This is a genomic window from Luteibacter yeojuensis, from assembly GCF_011742875.1.
Taxonomy (GTDB): Bacteria; Pseudomonadota; Gammaproteobacteria; order Xanthomonadales; family Rhodanobacteraceae; genus Luteibacter; species Luteibacter yeojuensis.
This window is the reverse complement of sequence record NZ_JAAQTL010000001.1, coordinates 512,230-538,460: the sequence shown is the minus strand read 5'-3', so window position 1 is coordinate 538,460 and position 26,231 is coordinate 512,230. Positions and strand designations below refer to the sequence as shown.

General features: G+C 66.8%; 23 protein-coding genes and 3 tRNA genes. 6 read left to right on the top strand and 20 right to left on the bottom strand.

Features of this window, described 5'->3' with window-relative positions; translation table 11 throughout:
* Positions 1 to 39: 39 nt before the first annotated feature.
* Positions 40 to 741, top strand: a complete 702-nt coding sequence (locus tag HBF32_RS02300) for a response regulator (RefSeq protein ID WP_166698014.1) — start codon at positions 40 to 42, stop codon at positions 739 to 741.
* A gap of 95 nt (positions 742 to 836) precedes the next feature.
* Here HBF32_RS02300 and recO read toward each other — a convergent pair whose 3' ends face one another.
* The 11 genes from recO to HBF32_RS02245 all read right to left on the bottom strand — a co-directional run bounded on the left by recO (position 837) and on the right by HBF32_RS02245 (position 12,571).
* Positions 837 to 1,529, bottom strand: a complete 693-nt coding sequence (gene recO / locus HBF32_RS02295) for a DNA repair protein RecO (protein WP_166698013.1) — start codon at positions 1,527 to 1,529, stop codon at positions 837 to 839.
* Positions 1,530 to 1,544: 15 nt separating this feature from the next.
* A complete protein-coding gene (gene era, locus HBF32_RS02290) occupies positions 1,545 to 2,480 on the bottom strand; it encodes a GTPase Era (RefSeq protein WP_166698012.1) in 936 nt (311 codons plus the stop codon).
* Positions 2,477 to 3,133 carry a ribonuclease III gene (gene rnc, locus HBF32_RS02285; RefSeq protein ID WP_166698011.1) on the bottom strand — a complete coding sequence of 219 codons (657 nt, stop codon included), beginning with the start codon at positions 3,131 to 3,133 and terminating at the stop codon, positions 2,477 to 2,479. The genes era and rnc overlap by 4 nt, the downstream gene beginning before the upstream one ends.
* Before the next feature lie 9 nt (positions 3,134 to 3,142).
* Positions 3,143 to 3,520 carry a DUF4845 domain-containing protein gene (locus HBF32_RS02280; RefSeq protein ID WP_166698010.1) on the bottom strand — a complete coding sequence of 126 codons (378 nt, stop codon included), beginning with the start codon at positions 3,518 to 3,520 and terminating at the stop codon, positions 3,143 to 3,145.
* 150 nt (positions 3,521 to 3,670) lie between these two features.
* On the bottom strand, positions 3,671 to 4,573 hold the full coding sequence (lepB, locus tag HBF32_RS02275; protein ID WP_166698009.1) for a signal peptidase I: 903 nt from the start codon (positions 4,571 to 4,573) through the stop codon (positions 3,671 to 3,673).
* 78 nt (positions 4,574 to 4,651) lie between these two features.
* Positions 4,652 to 6,442: a translation elongation factor 4 gene (lepA, locus tag HBF32_RS02270; protein ID WP_166698008.1), complete on the bottom strand. Its 1,791-nt coding sequence runs from the start codon at positions 6,440 to 6,442 to the stop codon at positions 4,652 to 4,654.
* Between the two features lie 128 nt (positions 6,443 to 6,570).
* Positions 6,571 to 7,989, bottom strand: coding sequence for a DegQ family serine endoprotease (locus HBF32_RS02265; RefSeq protein WP_166698007.1), 1,419 nt, complete (start codon positions 7,987 to 7,989; stop codon positions 6,571 to 6,573).
* 114 nt (positions 7,990 to 8,103) lie between these two features.
* Entirely contained in the window at positions 8,104 to 8,748 is a 645-nt protein-coding gene (locus HBF32_RS02260; RefSeq protein ID WP_166698006.1) for a sigma-E factor negative regulatory protein, read from the bottom strand.
* The gene (gene rpoE / locus HBF32_RS02255) at positions 8,745 to 9,341 is read right to left on the bottom strand and encodes an RNA polymerase sigma factor RpoE (protein ID WP_166698005.1); all 597 of its coding nucleotides are present in this window, start codon (positions 9,339 to 9,341) and stop codon (positions 8,745 to 8,747) included. The genes HBF32_RS02260 and rpoE overlap by 4 nt, the downstream gene beginning before the upstream one ends.
* Before the next feature lie 218 nt (positions 9,342 to 9,559).
* Entirely contained in the window at positions 9,560 to 12,091 is a 2,532-nt protein-coding gene (locus HBF32_RS02250; RefSeq protein ID WP_166698004.1) for a putative bifunctional diguanylate cyclase/phosphodiesterase, read from the bottom strand.
* A gap of 3 nt (positions 12,092 to 12,094) precedes the next feature.
* The gene (locus tag HBF32_RS02245) at positions 12,095 to 12,571 is read right to left on the bottom strand and encodes a hypothetical protein (RefSeq protein ID WP_166698003.1); all 477 of its coding nucleotides are present in this window, start codon (positions 12,569 to 12,571) and stop codon (positions 12,095 to 12,097) included.
* A 162-nt stretch (positions 12,572 to 12,733) separates the two neighbouring features.
* On the opposite strand from HBF32_RS02245, the gene HBF32_RS02240 reads away from it, so the two are divergent.
* Entirely contained in the window at positions 12,734 to 14,791 is a 2,058-nt protein-coding gene (locus HBF32_RS02240) for a 3-hydroxyacyl-CoA dehydrogenase NAD-binding domain-containing protein (protein ID WP_166698002.1), read from the top strand.
* 52 nt (positions 14,792 to 14,843) lie between these two features.
* Here HBF32_RS02240 and HBF32_RS02235 read toward each other — a convergent pair whose 3' ends face one another.
* From HBF32_RS02235 to HBF32_RS02215, 5 genes are all read right to left on the bottom strand, one after another.
* On the bottom strand, positions 14,844 to 15,500 hold the full coding sequence (locus HBF32_RS02235; RefSeq protein ID WP_166698001.1) for a DUF2058 family protein: 657 nt from the start codon (positions 15,498 to 15,500) through the stop codon (positions 14,844 to 14,846).
* Positions 15,501 to 15,523: 23 nt separating this feature from the next.
* Positions 15,524 to 15,736 (bottom strand): SlyX family protein, encoded by a 213-nt coding sequence (locus HBF32_RS02230; protein ID WP_166698000.1) that lies wholly within the window; start codon positions 15,734 to 15,736, stop codon positions 15,524 to 15,526.
* Positions 15,729 to 17,078 (bottom strand): UDP-glucose dehydrogenase family protein, encoded by a 1,350-nt coding sequence (locus tag HBF32_RS02225; RefSeq protein WP_166697999.1) that lies wholly within the window; start codon positions 17,076 to 17,078, stop codon positions 15,729 to 15,731. Before HBF32_RS02225 ends, HBF32_RS02230 begins: the two co-directional genes overlap by 8 nt.
* 325 nt (positions 17,079 to 17,403) lie before the next feature.
* The gene (locus HBF32_RS02220) at positions 17,404 to 18,165 is read right to left on the bottom strand and encodes an FKBP-type peptidyl-prolyl cis-trans isomerase (RefSeq protein ID WP_166697998.1); all 762 of its coding nucleotides are present in this window, start codon (positions 18,163 to 18,165) and stop codon (positions 17,404 to 17,406) included.
* 164 nt (positions 18,166 to 18,329) lie between these two features.
* Positions 18,330 to 20,090, bottom strand: coding sequence for a cation:proton antiporter (locus tag HBF32_RS02215; RefSeq protein ID WP_166697997.1), 1,761 nt, complete (start codon positions 20,088 to 20,090; stop codon positions 18,330 to 18,332).
* A 205-nt stretch (positions 20,091 to 20,295) separates the two neighbouring features.
* On the opposite strand from HBF32_RS02215, the gene HBF32_RS02210 reads away from it, so the two are divergent.
* The 3 genes from HBF32_RS02210 to HBF32_RS02200 all read left to right on the top strand — a co-directional run bounded on the left by HBF32_RS02210 (position 20,296) and on the right by HBF32_RS02200 (position 20,605).
* Positions 20,296 to 20,371 (top strand) — tRNA-Ala (locus tag HBF32_RS02210).
* Positions 20,372 to 20,382: 11 nt separating this feature from the next.
* Positions 20,383 to 20,458, top strand: a tRNA-Glu gene (locus HBF32_RS02205).
* A gap of 70 nt (positions 20,459 to 20,528) precedes the next feature.
* A tRNA-Asp gene (locus HBF32_RS02200) sits at positions 20,529 to 20,605 on the top strand.
* A 189-nt stretch (positions 20,606 to 20,794) separates the two neighbouring features.
* On the opposite strand, the gene HBF32_RS02195 is transcribed toward HBF32_RS02200, so the two are convergent.
* The gene (locus HBF32_RS02195; RefSeq protein ID WP_166697996.1) at positions 20,795 to 21,289 is read right to left on the bottom strand and encodes a DUF1249 domain-containing protein; all 495 of its coding nucleotides are present in this window, start codon (positions 21,287 to 21,289) and stop codon (positions 20,795 to 20,797) included.
* Positions 21,290 to 21,319: 30 nt separating this feature from the next.
* A complete protein-coding gene (ppsR, locus tag HBF32_RS02190; RefSeq protein ID WP_166697995.1) occupies positions 21,320 to 22,135 on the bottom strand; it encodes a posphoenolpyruvate synthetase regulatory kinase/phosphorylase PpsR in 816 nt (271 codons plus the stop codon).
* 189 nt (positions 22,136 to 22,324) lie between these two features.
* On the opposite strand from ppsR, the gene ppsA reads away from it, so the two are divergent.
* Entirely contained in the window at positions 22,325 to 24,697 is a 2,373-nt protein-coding gene (gene ppsA, locus HBF32_RS02185) for a phosphoenolpyruvate synthase (RefSeq protein ID WP_166697994.1), read from the top strand.
* A gap of 129 nt (positions 24,698 to 24,826) precedes the next feature.
* Here the strand turns inward: ppsA and HBF32_RS02180 are convergent, their stop codons facing one another.
* Together HBF32_RS02180 and HBF32_RS02175 are read right to left on the bottom strand one after the other, a co-directional pair.
* Complete coding sequence (locus HBF32_RS02180; RefSeq protein WP_166697993.1) at positions 24,827 to 25,597, bottom strand: DeoR/GlpR family DNA-binding transcription regulator; 771 nt, start codon at positions 25,595 to 25,597, stop codon at positions 24,827 to 24,829.
* Positions 25,594 to 26,214 carry an HAD family hydrolase gene (locus HBF32_RS02175; RefSeq protein WP_166697992.1) on the bottom strand — a complete coding sequence of 207 codons (621 nt, stop codon included), beginning with the start codon at positions 26,212 to 26,214 and terminating at the stop codon, positions 25,594 to 25,596. Before HBF32_RS02175 ends, HBF32_RS02180 begins: the two co-directional genes overlap by 4 nt.
* Positions 26,215 to 26,231: the final 17 nt, after the last annotated feature.

Below are 26,231 nucleotides of genomic sequence, written 5' to 3'. Positions count from 1 at the left end.
CATTCTGCCAAATCCAGATGAACGACACGGAACGTTACTATGTCGCAGGACATCAAACGGCGGCTGCTCGTCGCCGACGACGACCCCTCCACGCGGCAATTCCTCGCCGGTGCGCTGGCCGGGCACGGCTACGCCGTCACGCTGGCCCAGGACGGCGTGGAGGCGCTGGAAGCGGCGCGGACCACGCGCTTCGACGCCCTGCTGCTGGATTGCCGGATGCCTCGCGCGGGCGCGATCGAGGTGCTCTCGGCGTTGCGCGGGGATACGGGAGCCGCCTCGCATGCGGCGACGGCCCTGGCGACCAGCGCCGAGGTTCCGGCGAGCCTGCGTACGGAATTACTGAAAGCCGGCTTCGCCGGGGTGGTCGAAAAACCCTGCCGCGTCGCCTCGCTGATGGACGCGCTGGCGGCCACGCTGGGCATCGACTCCGGGCTGCGGATCCTCGACGACGATGCCGGACTCATGGCCGCCGGCGATCCGAACACGATGCAGGCGCTGCGCCAGCTCCTCCGGGTGGAACTCGTCGAACTCGCGGGCGTCCTCGCCGCCCTGGCGAACGATCCGGCGGAACTCGTGGAGCGCCTGCACCGGCTGCGTTCGGCCTGCGGCTTTTGCGGCGCGCTACGCCTGGAGGCGCAAGCCAAGGTGCTGCAAGGCCACGTGCGCGAAACGCGCACGGTCGTGCCGGAAGCCCTGGCGCGCTTCCGCGCCGAGCTGGAAGCGACCTTAGCCGCGTTGTAGGAGCCGCTATAGCGGCGAGGAAACCTCGCGACCGCGTCGCCAGCTTGCTCTCGCCGCTATAGCGGCTCCTACAAGGGCCGGCGCGTCGAGGCAGATCAGCGCAGCACCCGCCACGCGCGCAACTCCCCACCGCCGAGATGAAACGCGATGACCTGGCGCATCATGCGGCGCAGCGAGGCAAGCCCGGCGGTGTCGGGCGGGCGGTCTTCCGCCAGGGCCAGCAGATCGCCCCCGCGGATCGCACGAGGGTCGCCTGGGCGGCCAGGCACGACGCCGGATTCCGGGTCGTAGAAATAAGTGGCGCCGGGATCCAGGGGCTCGCCGTCGAGCGCGCCCACGTCCAGTTGCAACGCGTATCCCAATGCATCGAGCATGTCGCGCTCGAAACGCCGCAGGGTCCAGGCCAGCGGCTCGCCGCCCGACATGCGCCGCAGCGTGCGCTCGTAGCACGCGAACAGCCCCGGGTTCGGGTCCTGACGTCCGGTGAGGCGGACCACCAGTTCATTGAGGTAGAGCCCGGCAAGTCCGGCGTCGCCGGTCAGGCGCAACACCGCGCCAGCGGGTTCGGCCGTGCGCAGCGTCGCCAGTTCGCCGCGCATCAGCAGGTCCAGGTCCACGCGCTGGAACGGTTCCAGCTGCGCGCGCTGCAGTCGCGCCCGCTCCTTGCGCACCCCGCGCGCGACCACGCCGATGCGGCCGTGGTCGCGCGTCAGGCACTCGACCAGCAACGAGGTTTCCCGGTACGGGCGGGCGTGGAGGACAAAGGCGGGCTGCTGCTCGATGCGCATGGACGCCCGATGGGCTTATTCGTAGCCGAAACGCTTGAGCAGGTTCTCGTCGTCGGCCCAACCTTCGCGGACCTTCACCCATAGCTTCAGGAAAACCTTGCGTTCGAACAGGTTCTCCATCTGCCGGCGTGCCGACGTGCCGATGGCCTTGAGTTGCGCACCGGCGTTGCCGATGACGATGGCCTTCTGGCCGTCGCGCTCCACCCAGATCACGGCGTGGATCTCGGCCACGCCGTCGGGGCGGTCCTCGAAGCGCTCGATCTCCACCGTGGTGGCGTACGGCAGTTCCTGGTCGAGACGCAGCATCAGCTGCTCGCGGACCATCTCCGCCGCGAGGAAACGCTCGCTGCGGTCGGTGATCTCGTCCTCGCCGTAGATCGCCGGCTGTTCCGGCAGGCGTTTCAGGATGCCCTTTTCGAGGCCGGAGAGGCCTTTCGACTTCAGCGCGCTCACGTAGTACACGTCGTCGAAGGGATGCTTTTGCATCAGGTCGGCGACGAAAGGAAGCATGGCCGTCTTGTCCTTCTGCAGGTCGACCTTGTTGATCGCCAGCAGCTTCGGCATGTCCTTCTGCTCCGCCAGCGCGGCGTACATCGTCATGTCCTCGTCGGTCCAGCGCCCGGCCTCGATGACCTGCACGGCGAGGTCGACCTCGGTGATCGCCGCGCGGGCGGCACGGTTGAGGCTGCGGTTCATCGCCCGCTTGCCGCCACGGTGGAGTCCCGGCGTGTCGACGTAGAGGATCTGGCCTTGCGGCTTGCTGGAAATGCCCAGGATGCGGTGGCGCGTGGTCTGCGGGCGGTGGCTGACGATGCTGAGGCGCACGCCGATGAGGGCGTTCAGCAGGGTGGACTTGCCCACGTTGGGACGACCGACCAGCGCCACGTAGCCGCAGCGGAAATCGTCGTCGACGAGGACGTCTTCGTGTTCAGGGGTATCGATGTCGTTCATGTCTTCTTTTCGTCCAGCAGGCGGCGAAGGATCGCTTCGGCGGCGTCCTGCTCGGCGGCCCGCCGGCTGCCGCCGCGTCCCTCGACGCGGATTGGCTCGGGCTCGTCGATGGAGCAGCTGACGTCGAAAACCTTCGCGTGGTCCTCGCCGTAGCTGCCTGTGAGTTCGTACACGGGCAGCGCCATGCCCCTGCCCTGCAACCATTCCTGGAGGCGGGTTTTCGCATCCTTGCTGGAGCGTTTGATTTCTGCCACGCGCGGCGTGAACAACCTGCGCACGACCTGGCGGCACGCGTCGTACCCGTCGTCCAGGTAGACGGCGGCCACGAGCGCCTCGAAGGCGTCGGCGAGGATGGAATCGCGGCGGAAGCCGCCACTCTTCAGCTCGCCGGGGCCCAGCTTCAGCACGTCGCCCAGTTCCAGTTCGCGCGCGATCACGGCCAGGGCCTGGCCGTTGACCAGCTGGGCCCGCAGCCGCGAGAGCTCGCCCTCGCTGGCGTTGGGATGGGCCTCGAACAGCAGTTCCGCCACCGTGGCGCCCAACAGGGCGTCGCCGAGGAACTCCAGGCGCTCGTTGTTCGGCTTCCCGGCGCTGCGATGGGTCAGCGCCAGGGTCGCGAGGTCGGGATTACGGAAGGAATGGGGGAACTGCACGATCGCTCGTTACGTGGTCGAGCCCCTCAGCTGCACGGAATTTTCGAAGTGCAGGAGGAAGTCGATGTTGTAGATGAAGTGGACCTGCTTGTCGTATTCGACATGCAGGACGGCGCCGTTGTTCGCGCGATCCAGCGTGATGTCCTTGGGCTGGATGGTCGCGTCGTCGACGTACTGGAAGCCCATCTTGAACAGGAGGTCGCGACGGATGCCGTCGAGGTCCTGGGTATTGGCCCCGTTGGTGGCGACCTGGGTCATCGCCTTCTTCACACCGAAGTACTCGATGTAGGACGGCACGAGCTTCATGCCCATGAAGGCAAAGAAGCCGAGCACCAGCAGCACGATGACGAAGCCGATAAGGGTAATGCCCGATTGCCTGGATTTCATGGTCGTATTCCGCCGCGCCGGCGGCTCCCCTGTTCAAGACGTTGAATGCGTACGGGGCGCGAATGCGCGCCCCGCAGCGGAGATTACCTTGTCCGGAGGCATCCGCAACGCCTTGCGGCGTGACGGAGGCCACCGTTCGGAAGGGTGTCCTTAATGAATGACCTTGCCCATCTTCGAGAAATCGAGCCAGCCGTTGCCGGGGCCGCGCCAGGCCAGCCAGACGAAGAAGGCCTTGCCGACGAGGTTCTGCTCCGGCATGCAGCCCCACCAGCGGCTGTCCGTGCTGTTCATGCGGTTGTCGCCCATGACGATGTAGCAGCCCTTGGGGACTTCCGAGGGCACCACCGCGTTGGGGATGTCCTGCGGCATGTTGAAGGCCGGGGTGAGCGCGATGGTGTGGTTGATGCTGCCAAGGTGCTCGGTGTAGAGCTTCGAGCCGAAGGTCATCAGCAGACGGTCTTCGGGGCGGTTCATGCTGCCCTTGAAGGGACCGATCTCGTCCGCGCCGACCCGCTCGCCGTTGATGTACAGCTCGCTGCCGCGGGTTTCGATGCGGTCGCCCGGCAGGCCGATCACGCGCTTGATCCAGTTCTCGCCGGTGACGGGCGCATGCGGGTTCTGGCACGTCAGGTCGCCGCTGCGCACGATCTCGCCCTTCTCGTCCTTGCAAAGGGCGCCGGGGAAGCGGAAGACGACCACGTCGCCACGCCGCGGCTCGCCGTTCTCGACCAGCTTGTTGTTGAAGGCCGGCATGCGCAGGCCATAGGCGAACTTGTTGACCAGGATGAAGTCGCCGACGTCCAGGGTCGGCATCATCGAGCCGGAGGGGATCCGGAAGGGTTCGGCCACGAAAGAACGCAGGATCAGCACGACCAGGATCACCGGAAACAGGGATCGCGCCCAGTCGACCGGCCAGGGTTCGGGCTGCTCCGTGCCGGACGCTTCCGCACGGGCACGCCGCGCCTTCGCCAGGAACAGGCGATCGAACAACCACACCAGTCCGAACAGGACCGTGAGGCCGAGGAGGATCGCCGAAAAATCGAATGCCGCCATGCCAACTCCGTTAGTCGTATCGAGGGGCCGCAAAGCCCATTCCGGCGCATCCGGCGCCGGGGTTCCATAGGCAAAACGTCACTTGTCCACTTTCAGGACGGCCAGGAAGGCCTCCTGGGGAATCTCGACGCTGCCCACCTGCTTCATGCGCTTCTTGCCTTCCTTCTGCTTCTCCAGCAGCTTCTTCTTGCGCGAGACGTCGCCGCCGTAGCATTTCGCCAGCACGTTCTTGCGCAGGGCCTTCACCGTGGAGCGCGCGATGATGGCGGCGCCGATCGCCGCCTGGATGGCCACGTCGAACTGCTGGCGCGGGATCAGGTCCTTCATGCGCTCGACGAGTTCCCGCCCGCGGCGCTCGGCATGCGAACGATGCACGATCAGGCTCAGGGCATCCACGCGGTCGCCGTTGATCAGCACGTCGACGCGCACGAAGGGACCGGCCTCGAAGCGATCGAGGTGGTAGTCCATCGAGGCATAGCCGCGCGAGACCGATTTCAGGCGGTCGAAGAAGTCGAGCACCACTTCCGCCAGCGGCAGCTCGTAGGTCACCTGCACCTGGGTGGCCAGGTACTGGATGGAACGCTGCACGCCGCGCTTCTCCTCGCACAGCTTGATGACGTTGCCGACATATTCGCCGGGCGTGAGGATGTTGGCGACGATGATCGGCTCGCGGATCTCGGCGATCTGCTGCGGCGGGGGCAGCTTGGCCGGGTTGTCCATGTCGAGCACGGTGCCGTCGGTCTTCGCCACCTCGTAGACCACCGTCGGCGCCGTGGTGATGAGGTCGAGGTCGTACTCGCGCTCCAGGCGCTCCTGCACGATTTCCATGTGCAGCATGCCGAGGAAGCCGCAACGGAAACCGAAGCCCATGGCTTCGGAGCTTTCCGGCTCGAAGAACATGGCGGCGTCGTTGAGGCGCAGCTTATCCAGCGCCTCGCGCAGCGCCGGATAATCGTCGGCGGACACCGGGAACAAGCCCGCGAACACGCGCGGCTGCATCGTCTGGAAGCCCGGCAGAGGTTCTTCCGCCGGCTTGCCTGCGTGGGTGAGCGTGTCGCCCACCGGCGCGCCATGCACGTCCTTGATGGATGCGTTGATCCAGCCTACCTCGCCCGCGGCGAGGCGCTCGAGCTTCTTCCGCTTCGGGGTGAACACGCCGACGTCGTCGACCAGGTGCGTGCGCCCCGTGGACATCACGAGGATCTTGTCGCCGGGACGGATCTCGCCCTGCATGACGCGCACGAGCGACACCACGCCGAGGTAGTTGTCGAACCACGAGTCGATGATCAGCGCCTGCAGCTTGTCCGTGTCGCGCGGCTTCGGCGGCGGGATGCGATGGATGATCGCCTCCAGCACCTCGATCACGTTCTGGCCGGTCTTGGCGCTGACCGGAATCGCGTCGCTGGCGTCCAGGCCGATCACGGCCTCGATTTCGGCCTTGGCTTTTTCGATGTCGGCCGTGGGCAGGTCGATCTTGTTGAGGACGGGGATGACCTCCAGGCCCTGCTCGATCGCCGTGTAGCAGTTGGCGACGGACTGCGCCTCGACACCCTGCGCGGCATCCACGACCAGCAGTGCGCCTTCGCAGGCGGACAGCGAACGGCTGACCTCGTAGGAGAAGTCGACGTGGCCCGGGGTATCGATGAAATTGAGCTGGTAGGTCTTGCCGTCGCGCGCCTTGTACGGCAGCGATACGGACTGCGCCTTGATGGTGATGCCGCGCTCGCGCTCGATCGGGTTGTTGTCCAGCACCTGCGCTTCCATTTCGCGCTCGGACAATCCTCCGCACAGCTGGATGATGCGGTCGGCCAGGGTCGACTTGCCGTGGTCGATGTGGGCAATGATGGAGAAGTTGCGGATGAGTTCCATGGAGCGCCGTGGTCACGTTCACCATCGCTCGCGGCGCGAACGACGCGCGCCGGCCCTGTCGGCCGGCGCGAATCCCGCATTATCGCATGGAAGGCCGACCGCCGCCGAGCGGCGGAGGGCCCCTTGCCTCAGCGGTCGGCCGGCACCGTGATCCCGACGAAACGCGTGGAATCGTCGCGACGGACCAGGAGCATCGCCGTATCGCCCGCCTTGATGCCCTTGGCCGCGGCGCGGAAGGCCGCGGCGCTGCCGATGCGCTTCTGGTTGACCATCAGGACCACGTCGCCCGAGCGCAGGCCGGCACTGGCGGCCGCCGGGCCCGTGATCCGGCTGACGACCACGCCTTCCCCGGCCTTCAGCCCAAGCTCCGACCGGGCGGAAGCGTCGATGTCCTGCACGGCCATGCCGAGGGCGGCGGCGGAACCGCCGGTGCTGTCTTCGTCGTCGCCCGACGATGCCAGGGCATCCTTGTCGCGCGGCATCTCGCCCACCTTGACGTCCACCGTCTGCTTCTTGTGGTCGCGAAGGATCTCCACCTTGGCGGTCGAACCGGGCTTGGTCAGCCCGACCAGCGGCGGCAGGTCCGGCGACGACGTGATCGGCGTGCCGTTGAAGGAGAGGATGACGTCGCCCTGCTTCAGGCCGGCCTTGTCCGCGCCGCTTCCCGGCGTGACCTGTGCCACCAGTGCGCCGTTGGCGTCGGGCAGGTCGAGGTTCTTCACGAACTGGTCCACCGGCTGCACGGTGACGCCGAGCATGCCGCGGGAGACGTAGCCCTTGTCCTTGATCTGCTGCACGACGTTCATCGCCACATCGATGGGGATCGAGAACGACAGACCCTGGTAACCGCCCGAGGTGGAGTAGATCTGCGAATTGATGCCGATCACCTGACCTTGCAGGTTGAACAGCGGGCCGCCGGAATTGCCGCGATTGATCGGCACGTCGGTCTGGATGAAGGAGGTGTACGGCTGGTCGCCGCTGCCCAGATTGCGGCCCACGGCGCTGATGATGCCGTGGGTGACCGTGGCATCGAGGCCGAAGGGCGAGCCGATGGCGAGCGCCCACTGGCCGCGCTTCACGGTGCGCGAGTCGCCGATGGTGACGGTCGGAAGCGACTTGCCGTCGATCTTGAGCAGGGCGATGTCGTACTGCGGGTCCTTGCCGACCACCTTCGCGGTGAAGGTGCGGCGGTCCTGCAGGCGGACCTTGACCTCGTCGGCGTCGTCGACGACATGGTCGTTCGTGAGAACGTAGCCGTCGGCCGAAATGATGAAGCCCGAACCGAGCGAAGTCTGCTCGCGCGGCGGCATGGGCATGCCCGGCATGCCGAAGAAGCGGCGCAGCAATTCTTCCTGGTCGTCCGGCATGGCGTTCTGCCGACCGCGCGCCTTTTGCGCGATGCCGCCACTCTTCGCCTCGACGTGGACCACGGCGGGAGCGTTCTTCTCCACGACACCGGTGAAGTCCGGCAGGGTCTGCGCGTGCGCGCCCGTGCCTGCCAGTAAGAGCGCACCGCCGAGGAGCGCGCGAGCTTGCCAGAGAGCCATCGATTTCCTCCTTTTATCTAACCACGGCCGCCCGTGCGGGTGAGGCCGCAGGTACTGTTGCGAAACCAGGGAAAGGCGCGCCGGGATGAGCGGCGCGCGGACACGGACCGCGGCTCAGCGAGCCTGCGGCGCGGCGACCGGCTGCACATAGCGGCTGCCGTCGGAGCGGATCAGCAGCAGGTAGCCGTTGCCTTCCGGCGCCGACGCGGCCCGGGCGCGGTGAATCTGGTATGGCGTGGAACGCGGCAGGTACGCCGCGGCACCGGCATCGCTCGAACTGTCGAACGCGGCCTTCTGGGTGAAGCGGGATGCCATGTTGCCGCTGAGCCACTGCGGGGCGACCGGCGCGGCAGCCTGCATGGCCGGGGCGCTGGCGACCTGCGCGTCGCTCGCCACTTCGGCGTGCTGGGCGATGTCGGGAGCCGGGGAACGGTTGCCGGCGGGCTGCGAGAGCATCAGGGCAGCGACCGCGACGCTCGCGGCGATGGCACCACCGGCCGACCAGTGCAGCCAGCGACGACGCGACGACCCGGCCGAGGCGGGCTCGGCTTCGATGGCGGCCATGACCCGGCTGGCGAAATCGATGGAGACCGACGGTGCGCCTTCGCGGCGCAGGCCATCGCGCGCCACGTGGAAACGCGCCCACGTATCGGCGAGGACCGGATCGGCTTCGAGACGGCGCAGCAAGAAGCGGATCTCTTCCCGCGACAGCTCGCCGTCCATGCCGGCGGAGAGAATTTCCCGATTGGCTTCGCTCATGGGGTGTGGTCCTCGCGGTCGGACAACAGCGGCCGCAGTTTCAGGTCGATGGCTTCGCGAGCCCTGAAAATACGCGAACGGACGGTACCGATGGGACAGTCCATGATGGCGGCAATCTCCTCGTAGCTCTTGCCTTCCACCTCGCGCAGGGTAATCGCGACCCGAAGCTCCTCGGGCAGGGCTTGGACAGTGGAAAACACCGTTTGTTCCACCTGTTCCCGCATCATTTCGCGCTCGGGGGTGGCGCTCTCGTGCATCCGGGTGGCGCCCGGCACGTAAACGGCGTCCTCGATGTCGATATCGCCGGTGGGGGGACGACGGCCCATGGCCACCAGGTGGTTCTTGGCCGTGTTGACGGCGATCTTGTACAGCCAGGTGTAGAAGGCGCTTTCGCCGCGGAACGAGCCCAGGGCACGCCAGGCGCGCACGAAGGCTTCCTGGGCGATGTCCTCGCATTCGGTCCAGTCGTGCACATAGCGCGAGATCAGCGCCACCACCTTGTGCTGGTACTTGCGGACAAGCAGGTCGAACGCGCGGCGATCCCCTTGCTGCACGCGCTCGACAAGTGCTTGATCCAATTCGTTTTCGCCCATCCGGGCTGTCTCCTCAACTCTATCGGGGCCAGTCGCGGGCGCAGCTGAGACAAGCCGGCGCGGCGCAAGTTCACTCGTGCCTTACCGAATCTGTCCCATGAAAATATGCGGCTAGGCCTCTGAACCTCAAGCGCCCGTCCTGTAGGAGCCGCCATGGCGGCGAGAGCCGGTTTGTCGCGAGGCTTCCTCGCCGCTATGGCGGCTCCTACAACGGGCGATCAGGCGGGAATGGCCTGCCCTTCGCTCACCAGGCGTTCGCGTTCGCCCAGCAACTTCTCGAACGTGGCGGTGGGCAGCGGACGGCAGAACAGGTAGCCCTGCAGTTCGTCGCAGCCGTTCGCGCGGAGGAAATGAAGGTGCTGCTCGATCTCCACGCCCTCGGCCACCACGCCGCGCTTGAGGCGGTGGGCCATGTCGATGGTGGCGCGCACGATGGCTTCGTCGTCCGGGTCCACGCCGATGTTGCGCACGAAGCTCTGGTCGATCTTGATGCGGTCGGCCGGCAGCCGGCGCAGGTAGTCCAGCGACGCCGCGCCCGTGCCGAAGTCGTCGATGGCGATGCGGCAGCCCATCGCGTGCAGCGCGTCCAGCGTCTCCACCAGGTGCGGCACGGTCTTCACGCTGATGCTTTCGGTGACCTCGAGTTCGAGCTGACCGGGCTCCAGTCGGGTGTCGCGCAGCGCGTTGGCGACGACGGCCGCCAGGTTGGGCTGCATCAGCTGTACGGCGGAGAGGTTCACGCCGAGCCGCAGGCCCAGGCCGTAGCGATCCTCCCAGGCCCTGGCCTGGGCGCAGGCGGTGCGCAACACCCATTCGCCGATGGGTACGATGAGGCCGCTCGCCTCGGCAAGCGGAATGAAGAACCCCGGGCTGATCATCCCCAGTTCGGGATGCTCCCAGCGCACCAGCGCCTCCATGCCGACGATGTCCTCGCTCTCCGCCTCCACCTGGGGCTGGTAGAACACGCGAAGTTCCTCGTTGCGCACCGCATGGCGGAGGCGCACCTTCAGTTCCGCCTGCTGCTGTTGCGCGGCGTCCACGTTGGCCGCGTAGATCTGGTAGTTGTTGCGGCCCAGGCTTTTCGCGCCATACATGGCTTCGTCGGCATGGCGCAGCAGCAGTTCGCCGTCGACGGCGTCGTCGGGGAAGAACGAGATGCCGACGGAAATGGTGGCCTGCAATTCCGAACCGTCGTCCAGCGACAGGGGAAGCTCCATGGCCTGCACCACCTTCTCGGCGATACGCAGGACGTCGTCGCGCTTGATGATGTGGCGCAGGATCAACGTGAACTCGTCGCCCGCGTAACGCGCGACGGTATCGGACGCACGCACGCTGGCGCGCAGACGCTTCGCCACCGAGGTCAGCACCTGGTCGCCGACCGCGTGCCCGAGCGTCTCGTTGATGCCCTTGAAGCGGTCGAGGTCGACCAACAGCGTGGCGAAGCATTCGCCCGTGCGCTCCGCTTCGCGGATCGTGGTGTCGAGGCGGTCGTTGAAGAGCAGACGGTTGGGCAATCCCGTGAGCGTGTCGACGAGGCCGCGGGCGCGGCCCTGTTCGCGGGCACGGCGCAGTTCGAGCGCCGAAGCGAACCGCGCCGTGGCCGCGCGCAGGGCCGGCGCCAGCACGCGTGCGTCGTTCGACGGGCGGCATCGGCCGGCCAGCACGGCACCGATGACGCTACGCCGCTCGTCCAGCAGCGGAAGCAGCACATAGGTACGCAGGCCGAGCGCCTCGACGAGCGGATCGGCAAGCGGCGCGTCACCGTCGTCGCCCAGCCGCACCAGCGGTTCGCCGCCCAGGCATACCTTCAGCAGCGGCAGGTCGCCGGCCTCGGGCCATTCGACCGGGGTCGGCCCGTTCCATATCCGGGCCAGCACCTCGGGGCCCGCTTCGCTTTCCGGCAAGGCCGACCACACGGCCACCACGTCGAGTTCGAGCGCGTCGGCCAACAGGGCCGCGGCCTCGCTCATGCCATCGTCGTCGCTGGGACAGGCGTCGAGCACGGCGAGCAGGGACAGGGCGCGCTCGGCGACGTCCACCGTGCGCAGATCGCGGAAAGCCACCGCGATGCGGTGCGCACCATGATCGACGATGTGGCGCACGTCCACTTCGCCGCCGATCTGGCCGCCGTCGGGGCGCCGGAGGAGGCAGGGCATGGCATCGCCGTCGGGCACGGGCCAGCCCGAACCGTTCGCGAGCACGAAGACTTCGGAGAGCAGGCGACCCTGCACCGGCCCGCTGCCGGCCCACAGGCGTTCCATGGCGGCCCCGCTGTCCAGGATGCATCCGTCCGGGGTGGAGGCGACCACCCAGGCCGCGCCGGCGTCGAAGGCGAATCGCCAGTCGCTGCGTGTCGCGGCCGGCCCGGCCGGCGCCGCGGGCACCTGCAGCGCGGCGCGCACGCGCTGCGCGAGTTCCGCGGCGATCGCCCCGGTGCGCAGCCAGTCGAGGGCGCCTTCCGGCGCCACGCCCGGCGTGTCGTCCACGACGTAGACGATGGGGAGCGCGGCATAGGCCGGCGACGCTCGCAGGATACGCAGGCCCTGCGCGGTGTCGGCACTGCCGTCCGCGCAGACCACCACGACGTGCAGCGGTGGGGCGTCGGCGAGAAGGGCCTCAAGCTGCCCGGCGTCGCGCGCGCTGAGGAGGACGAAATCGCCGTCCAGGTCCAGGGCATCGAAGACGGCCCGGCGCACCTCGCGCCGGGACGTGAAGATGAGTACACCGTTCGGTTCGATCGTGGCGGCCATCGGTCAGACGATCCAGCGGCCGTCGCGAAGCCGCGGCGCGGCCGAGCGCGCCTGCCAGTCCGCATCCACCTGCACCACGTCGTTCTCGAAGGTCGCCAGCAGGCTCGGGCTCGCGCCGAGGAGCACCACCCGGCGGACATGGCCGGTCTGTGCGCGCGAAAGTTGCCGTAAAAGTGCACCGTCGGTCGCGCTGGGCGGGCCGGCCGGCATGTCCAGGAGGTAGACGCCGAAGTGCAGGCTCTGCAGGACGTAACGAAGGGCGTCGCCAAGGCGCAGGCAGCCCGGTACGCGCATCTGCGCATCGCGCAGGCTTATCAGGCCCTCGGCGTGGCGCCACAGATAAACGGCCTGTCCGGTTCGCCGGGCCACCAGGCGGAACTGTTCCACCAGCAGGGCCGTGTCGGTCGCCTTCAACGCCACCAGTGGGCCGGCGGCCGACAGGATGCGGTCGAAGATGTCGTTTCCTACGTTGGAATCCATGTGGGGGTCGGACGGCCTGGCGAACGGGGAGTATCCAACCAATGGCGGTCCCCGCGCCAGCCGTGCGTCGAGCCGGCCGGACCGACCGTACGGATGGGTATCTCGCATTCGGACCGGGGGGAAGGTATGGTGATGCGCTCATTCGCCAACGCACGATCCGCCATGTTCGAAGGACTTCGATTCAAGCACTGGAAGACCAGCGAGGGCGACGACGGCATCGTCGTCCTTACCCTGGACCGTGAGGGCGCCAGCGCCAACGCGCTGTCGCGCGAGGTGCTCGACGAACTGGACACCCTCGTCGAACGGCTCGCCATCGAGGCGCCGCGCGGGGTCGTCATCCATTCGGCCAAGCCCATGGGTTTCGCGGTGGGCGCCGATATCCGCGAGTTCGTGGAATACGCGCAGACCGGCACGGTGCTCGAGAACATCGAGAACGGGCAGCGGGTGTTCGAGAACCTCGCCCGCCTGCCCTGCCCGACCGTGGCCGCCATCCATGGCCCCTGCATGGGCGGCGGCACCGAACTCGCCCTGGCCTGCCGCCTGCGCATCGCCGCGGACGACGAGGCGACGAAGATAGGCCTGCCCGAGGTGATGCTCGGCATCCATCCCGGCTGGGGCGGCAGCGCCCGGCTGCCGCGCCTCATCGGTGCGCCCGACGCGCTTCCCGCGATGCTCACCGGCAAGCCGTTCAACGCCCGCCGGGCAAAGGCGGTGGGCCTGGTCGACCGCCTCGCCCGCCCCGACGAGCTGCTTGCGGAGGCGCGCGAACTCGCGCGCCGTCCGGCGACACGCCCGTTCGCGCAACGGGCGAAAGGCTGGGCCACCAACACCCTTCTCGCGCGCGCCGTCCTTGCGCCCATGGTGCGCAAACAGACGGCGGCGAAGGTGCGCAAGGAGCACTACCCGGCACCTTTCGCGCTCATCGATACCTGGGCACGCGGTGGCGGCAGCATCCAGCAGCGCCTGAAGCTGGAAGCGAAATCGGTGGCGAAGCTCGCCACCACCCCGACGGCGCGCAACCTCATCCGCGTCTTCTTCCTGCAGGAGCGTCTCAAGGGACTTGGCGGCGGCGTCGACCATGGCATTTCGCATGTGCACGTCGTCGGCGCGGGCACCATGGGCGGCGACATCGCCGCATGGTCCGCGCTGAAGGGGTTCCAGGTCACGCTGCAGGACCGCGAGGCGCGCTTCGTCGAACCGGCGATCGCCCGCGCACGCGCTCTTTTTGAGAAGAAACTGAAATCCCCCGCGAGGGTCGAGGCGGCCATGGGTCGCCTCCGCGCGGACGTCGAAGGCAGCGGCGTCGCCGATGCCGACCTCGCCATCGAGGCGATCTTCGAGAACCCCGAGGCGAAGCACGCGCTCTACGCCGCGATCGAACCGACGTTCCAGGCCGACGAGATCCTGGCGAGCAACACGTCGTCCATTCCTCTGGACGAACTGCGCCAGGGCCTGAGGGCGCCGCAGCGCTTCCTCGGCCTGCACTTCTTCAATCCCGTCGCGCAGATGCCGCTGGTGGAAGTGGTGCGTCACGACGCACTGGATCCGGCGATCGAGAAGCGCGCCTTCGCCTTCTGCAAGGCCATCGGCAAGTTGCCGGTGCCGGTCAAGGGCACGCCCGGTTTCCTCGTCAACCGCATCCTCATGCCTTACCTCATGGAAGCGATGCGCCTGTACAACGAAGGCGTGCCCGGCCCGGTACTCGATCGCGAGGCGAAGAAGTTCGGGATGCCGATGGGGCCGATCGAGCTGGCCGACACGGTCGGGCTCGACGTCTGCGCCTCGGTAGGCCGCGAACTCGCGCCGTTTCTCGGCCTCGAGGTACCGCTGGGCCTGGAGGAGAAGATCGCGGCGAACAAGCGCGGCAAGAAAGATGGCGAAGGCATGTACGTCTGGAAGGACAGCAAGCCGGAGAAGCCGGAAGTGGATCCCGATTACGTGCCGCCGACGGATATCCAGGACCGGATGATCCTGCCCATGATCAACGAGGCCATCGCCTGCCTCGCCGAGAACGTGGTGGACGATGCCGACCTGCTCGATGCCGGCGTCATCTTCGGCACGGGCTTCGCCCCGTTCCGCGGCGGCCCGATCCAGTACGTGCGCAGCGAAGGCCTCGCCGTGGTGCGCGAGCGTCTGGCGAAGCTGGAACAGAAGCACGGGGTCCGTTTCGCACGGAAGGAAGGCTGGGAGAATCCCGAGCTTTCGGCGCCGGCGGCCTGATCTTTTGCGGGCTTTGTGTGGGAGCCGCTTCAGCGGCTCCCACCATGAAAACTCACCACATCAGGTCGTCGGGCACGCCGTCGTCCGCTTCGCTTTTCGCCTCCGGATCGACCAGTAGCGCGATGAATTCCGGGGCGATGCCGCGCAGCTCCACGATCACCGCCTTCTCGACGACGAGATAACGGCCACCCTGCTGCACGATGCCCAGTTCGCCCGCGTTCAATGCGGCGAGCTGCTTCGCATCCACGTAGACGCGGCGGATCTTCTCGCCATACGGGAAGTGCCGCACCTGGTCGGCGTCGGCGATGTTCAGCGCCTTGCCCTTCAGCAGTTCTTCCACCTTGCGCTTTTTTTCCTTGCGCAGGCGTGCCTGCTCGGCAGCCTCCGCTTCGGCCTGCTTCCGCTCCGTGGCTTCCTTCTGGGCACGGATGGCATAGGCCTTCGCGAGATCGATCTCGCCACCCTTCGGCGACGGGCGCCCGGTGCCGGGCCGGCCGCCCTGCGACGGCCGACCGCCCTGGTTGGGCTTACCGCCACCTTGCGGTTTCCCGCCCGGGTTCGGCCTGCCGCCCTGCTTCCGGTTGCCCGCATAAGGCTGGCCGCTGGCGGAACCGCCGCCTTGCCGCTGCGGCGCGGACGTCCTTTTCTCCTCGCGAATTTCCTTCACGAGGCCACTCTTCAACAATTGGTCGCGCAGGGACTCTGCCATGTTCGGTAAGGCTCGTTCGATGCTCAGTAGTGCGGCGGCGGGGGCTCGGTCGCAGGATCGCTGCCGAGGCCCGCACGCATGTTCACCAGATCCGCGCGCAGGTCGCGCACGGCCCGTTCCAGCAGGTCCAGCCGGCGCGCGATTTCCGCATCCGCCGACGAGAGACCGTTGACCGTATCGTCGACGAAGGCGAGGCGTACCTCGAGTTCCGTCAGGCGTTCGTCGATCTCAGCCATGCCCGTTTCCGCTGACACTGCGGCCACGACCGATGCCGTAATAGGCGATACCCGCCTCTTCGACCGCGACCGGATCGTAGAGATTGCGCCCGTCGAAGATGACCGGCGTGCCCAGCAGCGACTTCACCCGCGCGAAGTCCGGGCTGCGGAAGGCCTTCCATTCGGTGACGATGACCAGCGCGTCCGCGCCATCCAGGGCGTCGTAGGGACGATCGACCAGTGCGAGGTCGTCGCGCTCGCCGTAAATGCGCCGCGTTTCGTCCGCCGCTTCGGGATCGAAGGCGCGCACCTTGGCACCGGCGTCCCACAACTGTTCCATGAGACGCCGACTCGAGGCTTCGCGCATGTCATCGGTGTTCGGCTTGAACGCGAGACCCCATACCGCGATGGTCCGCCCCTCGAGCTTGCCGCCGAAGTGCTTCGAGAGCAGTGCGAACAGTCGCGACTTCTGCGCGTCGTTCACCGCTTCCACCGCATCGAGCAGACGCGCATCGTAGCCGACCGTATGGGCCGTGCGCGCCAGCGCCTGTACGTCCTTCGGGAAACAGGAGCCACCGTAGCCGGCACCCGGATAGATGAAGTGGTAACCGATGCGCGGATCGGCACCGATGCCCTGGCGCACGAGTTCCACGTCGGCGCCGACATGCTCGGCGATGTTCGCGATCTCATTCATGAAGCTGATCTTCGTCGCGAGCATCGCGTTCGCGGCGTACTTGGTCAGCTCGGCGGAACGCTCGTCCATCACCACCATGCGGTCGTGGTTACGGTTGAACGGCGCATAGAGCTTGCGCAGGACGCCGATGGCCTTCTGGCTCGACGCGCCGACGATGATGCGGTCCGGACGCAGGCAGTCTTCCACCGCGTCGCCTTCCTTCAGGAATTCGGGGTTCGACACGACGTCGAACGGCACGTCCACGCCTCGCGCTTCCAGCCGCGCGGCCACGGCGGCGCGGACGCGGTCGGCCGTGCCGACCGGGACGGTCGACTTGTTCACCACCACGGTGTAACGGTCGATGTGGTCGCCGATGGTCTTCGCCACGGCCAGCACGTATTGCAGGTCGGCGCTGCCGTCCTCGTCGGGCGGCGTGCCCACGGCGATGAAGACGATATCGCCATGGTCGATGGCCGGTCCGGCATCGGTGGTGAAGGCCAGTCGGCCTTCCGCATGGTTGCGCACCACCATCGGTTCCAGGCCGGGCTCGAAGATGGGGATGTCGCCGGCCTCGAGCCGCTCGACCTTCCGCGCGTCCACGTCGACGCAGACGATGTGATTGCCCATCTCGGCGAGGCAGGCACCCGTGACGAGGCCCACGTAGCCGGTGCCGAAGATCGTGACTTTCATGCCGCTCCCGGAGCTTTCGACTTCAATCGTCGTAACGAACAATTGTAGTCCGCCCCCGTAGGAGCCGCTATAGCGGCGAGAAACCCACGAAGCGATGAAGCGGCAAGGTGCCCTCCCCCTCGCCGCTATAGCGGCTCCTACAGAAGCGGGCCCTAAGGGAACCTTGTGGGAGCCGGTTACGCCGGCGATCCCGCGGCAGCGGGGCAGCGTGCCGCGAGCACCCATCGCCGCTGAAGCGGCTCCCACAAAGACAGTTGCTACAGGGCCGGAACAAAAAAGGCGCGGATCGCTCCGCGCCCTTCGGTGTCGCAGATGGCGCGAGGGCTTACTTGCCGCCGGCCGGAGCCGCCGGGGCCTTGCCGGCCGGGGTCGCTTCGGTCTTGAGCAGTTCGACGTCGAAGATGATCGTCGCGTTCGGCGGGAAGCCATTCTCCGGCTTGGCGCCGTAAGCGATGCTGGAGGGGATGAACAGCTTGTACTTGCCGCCCGTCTGCATCAGCTGCAGGCCTTCGCGGAAGCCCGGGATCACGGCGGCGAGAGGAATCTTCGCCGGGCCGGCCGGCTGGTGGTCGGCCGAGGAGTCGAACTTCTCGCCGTTCACGAAGGTGCCGGTGTAGTTGATCGTGACCGTGTCGTTCGGGCCCGGACGCTGGCCGGTACCGGCCTGGACGACCTGGTACTGCAGGCCCGACGAGGTGACCTTCACGCCCGGGGCGCTCTTGTTCTTGGCGAGGAAGGCATCGCCCTCCTTCTTGTTCTCGGTCGCGACCTTGTTGTACTCGGCTTCGGCCTTGACCTTCAGCTGGGCGACGAAGGCCTCGCGGACCGACTTGGCCTCGGCTTCCGACATGGTCGGCTTCTGGCCCGAGAGGGCGGCCTGAAGAGCCTTGGCGACCGTGGCGGCATCCACTTCCTTCGCGACGAGCGGCGGAAGCGAGCTGGCCAGATCCCAACCGACGACATAGCTGGCCTTCTGCTTGTCGACGGGTGCCGCCGGCTTGGCGGCCTGGGCGGATGCGCCCGCGGCCGTACCCAGCGCAACCGCCAGGGCGACGGCCGTCATCGTGGGACGCAAAAAGTGCTTCATTCGATACTCCCTCTCTTGGAAAGATTCGGCGAGGCCGCCGGTACACCTCCTTGTGGAGGCAGAAACGCCATTGTGCGGTGGTTCGCGCCCAGCTTGCAATGACGGGGCGAGAGACAGGCTTTCACGCGAAAAGTTCAGGAATATTTCATGGCATGCGGCCCCCGTCACTCCGGGTGGTCCTGGCCCGGCTTTTCGAGGGTATCGCGGATGGCCGCCTGCAGCCGGGCATGTACCTGAACCAGCACCCGCCAGAGCAGCCAGGTGAGCCCCACGCCGACCAGGACCAGCACCAGGGCCACCTCCCGGGGCGGGAGGATCGTGGAAGCCAGCGCCGCCACGAGCAGGCCCATGACCGCCATGGCCACCAGGGGAATGATCCGGCCGAGGACGGCGCGGATACGGTACGTACGCGCCCCGAACCGGTCCGGGATCGACAGTTCCGCGAGGAGCATCCCCAGGGCCCCGGCCTTGCGGTACGCGGCGACGATCATGGGCAGGGAGAACAGCGCGGCCAGGGACCAGGCCAGGCTGCGGCGCACCGTGGGATCGTCGCTCAGCAGGTCGAGGTGGAGGAAGCCGCGGCGATAGGCGAAGGCCGCGATGATGAAGACCGCCACCACCAGGGCCGTGTTGATGATCACGTGCCAGACCAGCCGGCGGATCATCTTCATCACGACGGCGCCCTGCCCTTGCAGGCCCAGGCTCCCCATCCACTCCGTATAGGCGCCAAAGACGCCTGTGACGCGGTTCGGTAGCGCCCGGCCAAGGAACCGGGCCAGCGGATCGGAGGAACGGATCAGGTACGGCGTGAGGAAGGTGGTGATCGCAGAGACCGCCACGGCCACGGGATAGAGGAACCCGCTGGTGACCTTGAGCGTGAGGCCGAGCGAGGCGATGACGAACGAGAATTCGCCGATCTGTGCGAGACCCATGCCCACGCGCAGCGACGTGCGCCCGTCGTTGCCGGCGACGAAGCTGCCGAAACTGCAGGTGACCACCTTGCCGAGCACCACCGCGACGGTGACTACCGTGATCGGCCACGCGTACTCGAGCAGCAGCTTTGGATCGATGAGCATGCCGATGGCGACAAAGAATATCGCGCTGAACATGTCGCGCACGGGCGTCACGATGCGCTCGATCCGCGCCACGCTTTCCGACTCGGCCACGATCGCGCCGATCATGAAAGCACCGAGGGCCACGCTGTAACCCATTTCGGTCACCAGGAGGCAGAAGCCGAAGCAGATGCCGAGCACGGCCACCAGGAGGACGTCGTTGCGGCTGACCCGGGCGATGTAGTCGACCACGCGCGGCACGAGCAGCAGCCCGACCACCAGCGACACCGCCATGAACAGGCCCAGCCTGCCGACCGCCGCGAGCGCTTGTCCCGCCTCCACGCCGCCGGTGCCCGCGATACCGGTCAGCAACGCCATCAGCACGATCGCCAGGAGGTCCTCCACGATGAGGATGCCGAACATCAGCTGCGCGAAGCGTTCGCGCTTGAGGCCGAGGTCCTCGAGCGCCTTCATGATGATGGTGGTCGACGAGATCGAAAGCATGGCGCCGAGGAACAGCGAATCCATCGCCGACCAGCCGAAGAAGCGGCCGATCTCGTAGCCGATCCATATCATCAGCACGATCTCGGCGAAGGCGGCCACAAGGGCCGCGCCGCCGACCGCGCGCAGTTTCTTCAGGCTGAATTCCAGGCCCAGGGCGAACAGGAGCAGGATCATGCCCAGCTCCGAGAGCGTGCGGATCGTTTCCTCGTCGTGGATGAAGACCACCGGGTGCGTGTGCGGCCCGACCAGCACGCCGGCGATGATGTAACCGAGCACGACGGGTTGCCTGAGGCGCTGGAAGAGCACCGTGGTGAGTCCGGCCACGAGCATCACCGTGGCCAGGTCCTGGATGAAAACGATGCCGTGCATGCCGTTCCCTGTGGATGTCCGGGAACAGGTTAACCCGTGTCCCGTCATGGATGGCGTGCAGCGACGAAAGAACGGAAATCGCGGCACCGGCGCAAGTGCGCGCCAGGCCTCGTCATTCTCGAAGCGTCGAAAATAAATTCAAAAAAAGTGTAATGAATGCTTGACGGAATCCCGTCCCGGACGTAATCTTTGCGGCTTCCAGCAGGGGGCCATAGCTCAGCTGGGAGAGCGCCTGCATGGCATGCAGGAGGTCGCCGGTTCGATCCCGGCTGGCTCCACCAACTTCTAGTACGTCCCCATCGTCTAGAGGCCTAGGACATCACCCTTTCACGGTGGCGACCGGGGTTCGAATCCCCGTGGGGACGCCACTTTCCGGTCCGCCGGAGAGTGTAAAGGACGAAGGAAGTTGGTTGTTGTTGGAAGTTGGAACGTAAGTGTGGAGCGGTAGTTCAGTCGGTTAGAATGCTGGCCTGTCACGCCGGAGGTCGCGGGTTCGAGTCCCGTCCGCTCCGCCATTACTTCCAAAGAAGAATCCGCCTTCCGGCGGATTTTTTTTGTCTCCAAGAACTGTGGGAGCCGCTATAGCGGCGAGAAGCCCACGGAGCGATGAAGAGGAAAGGCAGGTCCCTTGCTGTAGGAGCCGCTATAGCGGCGAGAACGCACCGCGGCGCCGTCGCAAGGTTTCCTCGCCGCTATAGCGGCTCCTACATTCTGGACGGTTCCTGCGGACGCGGCGACTCTTCCACCCGCGACAGCGTGCCGATCGAATGCCCCTGCTCCGCCAGGTATTCCAGCCAGCGGCTGAGGAAGCCGTTCATGCGCAGGCGGTGCTGGAGCACGGTGTGCGCGGCCGGGAACGGCCCCAGCACCTGCCACAGCTTGCGCCCGGGATGGCAATGCATGGCCTCGGCCACGTGCGCATCGGTGTACATGCGCAGCTGCGCGGACGGCGACGGCTGGCCCGTGGTCTCGTCGAGGAAGTCGTAGGTCAGCTCGAGTTCGAGCGTGTACGGGTGCTTTTCCTGCACGTCGAGCAGCACCTTCAGCCCGTCGTCCACGTCGGAAACGTAGCGCCCCGGTGCCAGCCGTTGCGGCGCGAACAGCCGCGCCAGGCGGTGGTAGTTCTCCGCGTACAGGCCCATCAGGAACTCGAAGCGTCCGGGAATGAGGGCGGTGGGGCGTTCGATGACGGCGGTCATGGGGGCGGCGTTGCTCCGTAAGGTTCCTGTCTAATACATGTGGCGCTCGATGCCGAGGTACTCGAAGATCTTGCTCGAAATTTCCTCGATCGACGTGTGCGTGGTGTTGAGGACCGGTATGTTCTCGCGTCGCATCAGCCGGTCGGCCTGCTCCAGTTCCCAACGGCATTGCTTCAAGGTGGCGTAGCGGCTGCCGGGACGGCGCTGCTCGCGGATCTGCGCCAGGCGGACGGGGTCGATGGTGAGCCCGAACAGCCGGCTTCGATAAGGGCGGAGGCGCATCGGCAGTTCGAGCTTGTCGAGGTCGTCGTCCGTGAGGGGGTAATTGGCGGCGCAGACCCCGTAATGCAAGGCCATATAGAGGCAGGTGGGGGTCTTGCCCGAGCGGGACACGCCCACTAGCACCACATCGGCCTGGTTGTAGTCGACATCCAGGCCGTCGTCGTGCGCCAGGGCGTAGTTCGTCGCCTCGATACGGGCCTCGTAGCGCTCGAAGTCCACCAGGCCATGGGACCGGTTCACCGCGCCCGACTGCTTCGCCCCCAGCTCCGCCTCCAGCGGCTCGATGAAGGGGGCGAACACGTCCAGCATCAGCGCCCCGCTGCCGGCGACGATGTCGCAGAGGTTCCGGGAAGTCATCGTATTGACCACGATGGGACGTTGGCCGTCCTGGGCGTACTTCGTCTTGATCCGCAGCGCCGCCGCCTCCGCCTTGGAGGGATTGTCGATAAACGGCAGCCGGTGCGTATCGAACTGGACCCCCTCGAACTGGGCCAGCATGCTGTTGCCGATGGTCTCGGCGGTGATGCCGGTGGAGTCGGAGATGAAGAACACGGTGCGGCGCATCGGGCTTTTTCCCTGCGGGTGGTCCATGGGCCAACCTTATCTCAAGACGCCGTCCTGACGATCTACCCCGCATGATCCCTGAACGTTTGTGCGTCGCGCCTTGTTTCCGCGCGGACGGCCCCACGACAATAAGTGGATTTTCCAGCGCGGCCCGCCGCCGACCCGACGAACCGATGTGAGGATTTCCCTTTGAGCGACCTGGTACTCTGGCTCGACGCGCTACGCATGACCGACCTGGGCAAGGTGGGCGGCAAGAACGCCTCCCTTGGCGAGATGATCGGCAACCTGGCGAAACTGGGTGTCTCCGTGCCGGGCGGCTTCGCCACCACGGCCGACGCCTTTCAGACCTACCTCGAGAAGAGCGGCCTCGCGAAGCGCATCGCCGAGCGCCTTGCCACCCTCGACGTGGACGACGTGGACGAACTGACCCGCGGCGGCAAGGAGATCCGTGGCTGGATCGTCGATACCGCCCTGCCCGCCGACCTCGAGCAAGCCATCCGCGAGGCCTACGCCAGGCTCTGCAAGGACGCCGGGGCCGCCGACATCGCGGTGGCCGTGCGCTCCTCGGCCACCGCGGAAGACCTGCCCGACGCCTCGTTCGCCGGCCAGCAGGAAACCTTCCTCAACGTGGTCGGCATCGACGACGTGCTGCACAAGGTGAAGGAAGTCTTCGCCTCGCTGTACAACGACCGCGCCATCGCCTACCGCGTGCACCAGGGCTTCAAGCACGAGGACGTTTTCCTCTCCGCCGGCGTGCAGCTCATGGTGCGCTCCGACGTCGGCGCCTCGGGCGTGCTGTTCACCCTCGACACCGAATCCGGCTTCCGCGACGTGGTGTTCGTCACCGGTTCCTACGGCCTCGGCGAGATGGTCGTGCAGGGCGCCGTGAATCCGGACGAGTTCTACGTGTTCAAGCCCACGCTGCGTGACGGCAAGCCGGCGGTGCTCCGCCGCAGCCTCGGCGCGAAGCAGCAGCGCATGGTCTATTCGGACCAGCCTGGCGAGCGCGTGCGCATCGAGGAAACGCCGGTGCAGGACCGCCATCGCTTCTGCATCGACGATGCCGACGTGGAAGAGCTGTCGCGCCAGGCCCTGGTCATCGAGCAGCATTACGGCCGCCCCATGGACATCGAGTGGGCGAAGGACGGCCACACCGGCAAGCTGTACATCGTGCAGGCCCGCCCGGAAACGGTGAAGTCGCGTTCCCACGCCACCACGCTGGAGCGTTTCCAGCTCGGCGAAAAGGGCAAGGTACTCACCGAAGGCCGCGCCATCGGGCAGAAGATCGGTGCCGGCAAGGCGCGCGTCATCCGCTCGCTCGCCGACATGAACAAGGTGCAGCCCGGCGACGTGCTCGTGGCCGACATGACCGACCCCGACTGGGAGCCGGTGATGAAGCGTGCCGCGGCGATCGTCACGAACCGTGGCGGCCGCACCTGCCACGCCGCGATCATCGCTCGCGAGCTCGGCGTCCCGGCCGTCGTCGGCTGCGGCAACGCCCTGGATACCATTCCCGACGGCACCGACGTCACCGTCTCCTGCGCCGAAGGCGATACCGGCACGATCTACGAAGGCACGCTGAAGTTCGAGCGCATCACCGCCGACCTGGGCGCGATGCCCGAGGCGCCGCTCAAGATCATGATGAACGTGGCCAATCCGGAGCGCGCGTTCGACTTCGGCATGCTGCCCAACGCCGGCATCGGCCTCGCCCGCCTCGAGATGATCATCGCCAGCCATATCGGCGTGCATCCCAAGGCGCTGCTCGAATACGCGAAGCAGGACGCCGAGACGAAGGCGCGCATCGACGCGCGCATCGCCGGCTACAAGGATCCCGTCTCTTTCTACGTCGACCGCCTGGGCGAAGGCATCGCGACCATCGCCGCCTCGGTGTACCCGAAGCCGGTGATCGTGCGCCTGTCCGACTTCAAGTCGAACGAATACGCCGGGCTGCTTGGCGGCTCGCGTTACGAGCCGCACGAAGAAAACCCGATGATCGGCTACCGTGGTGCCAGCCGCTACGTCGATTCGGGCTTCGCGGAGTCCTTCGCGCTCGAGTGCAAGGCGGTGAAGTACGTACGCGAGACGATGGGCCTCACCAACGTGTGGGTGATGATCCCGTTCGTGCGCACGCTGGACGAAGGCCGCAAGGTGGTGGACGTCCTGCGCCGGAACGGCCTGGTCCAGGGCGAGCACGACCTCAAGGTCATCATGATGTGCGAAGTGCCGTCGAACGCCTTGCTGGCCGACGAGTTCCTCGACATCTTCGACGGCTTCTCGATCGGCTCGAACGATCTCACCCAGCTCACCCTCGGCCTCGACCGCGACTCGAGCATCGTCGCCCACCTGTTCGACGAGCGCGACGCGGCGGTCAAGAAGCTGCTCGCGATGGCGATCCGCACGGCGCGCGAGAAGGGCAAGTACGTGGGCATCTGCGGCCAGGGCCCCTCGGACCATCCGGACCTTGCCGAATGGCTGATGGAACAGGGCATCGAGTCGATGTCGCTGAATCCGGATACCGTGGTGGATACGTGGCTGCGCCTGGCGAAGAAGAAAGCCGGCTGACGCAGCTTACGTTGTAGGAGCCGCTATAGCGGCGAGGGCAACAACCCTCGCCGCTACACCGCTGGGCAACAACCCTCACTGCTACACCGCTGCGTTGGCTTCTCGCCGCTATAGCGGCTCCCACATTCGTTATATATGTACCGCCACGCCTGCCGCGCGATAGCGCGACACCAGCGCCGGATCGGTGTCGCCCGCCACCACCAGATGCGCGATCCCCGTCACCGGCACCGTATGATGGGTCGCCGAGGCCACCAGCTTGTCCGGCGTGGCGATGGCGACGGTTTCCCCACTGGCCTCGATGATGGCCTGCTTGAACACGGTCTCTTCTTCGTCGAAGGTCCACAGCCCCCGTTCCGGATCGATCGCGCATACCCCCGGGAAACACAGGTCGGCGCGGATGTCCTGCGCCTGGCGCACCGTGCGCGATCCGATCGCGCCGCCGATCCGCGGATCCACCCGGCCGCCGAGCAGGATCACCTCGAAACCGGGGCGGCCGAGCACCGCCATCGCCACGTCCGGCGCATTGGTCACCACCGTGAGGTCGCGATGGTCGGGCAACGCCTTGGCCAGCGCGGTATTGGTCGAACCGGCGTCGACGAAGAGGATCTGCCCTTCCCCGACCAGCCCCGCGGCCACGCGCGCGAGCGAGCGCTTCAGTTCCGCGCGTTCCGCATGACGCTCGCCCAGCGGCGCCACGTGCTGCATGAGCAAGGCGCCGCCGTACACGCGCCGGCACAGGCCCTGTGCCGCCAGGTCGCGCAGGTCGCGGCGGATGGAATCCTCCGAGACGCGGAATTCCAGGGCGAGATCGGCGGCGACCACCTTCCCGTCGCGGCCCAGCCGCTCGAGGATCAGTTGCTGCCGCTCGCGCGGCAGCGTGGTGTCGAACGGCGCGTTCATCGCGGCAGGAAGCCGAGTTCCACCAGTTCGGCGCGCAACTGCGCCGGCGTATGGAAATGGATGCCGTGGATGCCGAAGGCTTCCGCGGCATCCACGTTCGTCCTGTTGTCGTCGATGAAGACGGCGCGCGACGGATCGATGTCGTAGCGCTCGAGCAGGGTTTCGTAGAGTTTCGGGTCGGGCTTCACCATGCCCTCCCTGCCCGATACGACGATGCCGTCGAACAGCGCGAGGAAGTCGAAGCGTTCGAGCGCCACGGGGAAGGTTTGCTGCGACCAGTTGGTGAGACCGTAAAGCGGATGCCCCGCTTCCTTCAGTTCGCGCAGGATATGCAAGCTGTCGTCGATGGGACCGCCGAGCGTTTCCTCCCAGCGGTGCTGGTAGGCCGCGATGAGTTCCGCTTTCGTCGGATGCTCCGCCGTGAGCAGGCGCACCGCCTCGTCCCACGAGCGTCCCGCGTCCTGTTGCAGGTTCCATTCCGGCGTGGTGACTTCCGCAAGGAAGGTTTCCATCGCCGCCTCGTCGTCGCCGAACAGCTTGCGATAAAGGTAACGCGGGTTCCAGTCGATCAGGACGCCGCCGAAATCGAAGATCACGACATCGCGTTTGCTATGCATGATGACTCCCTGGTTTG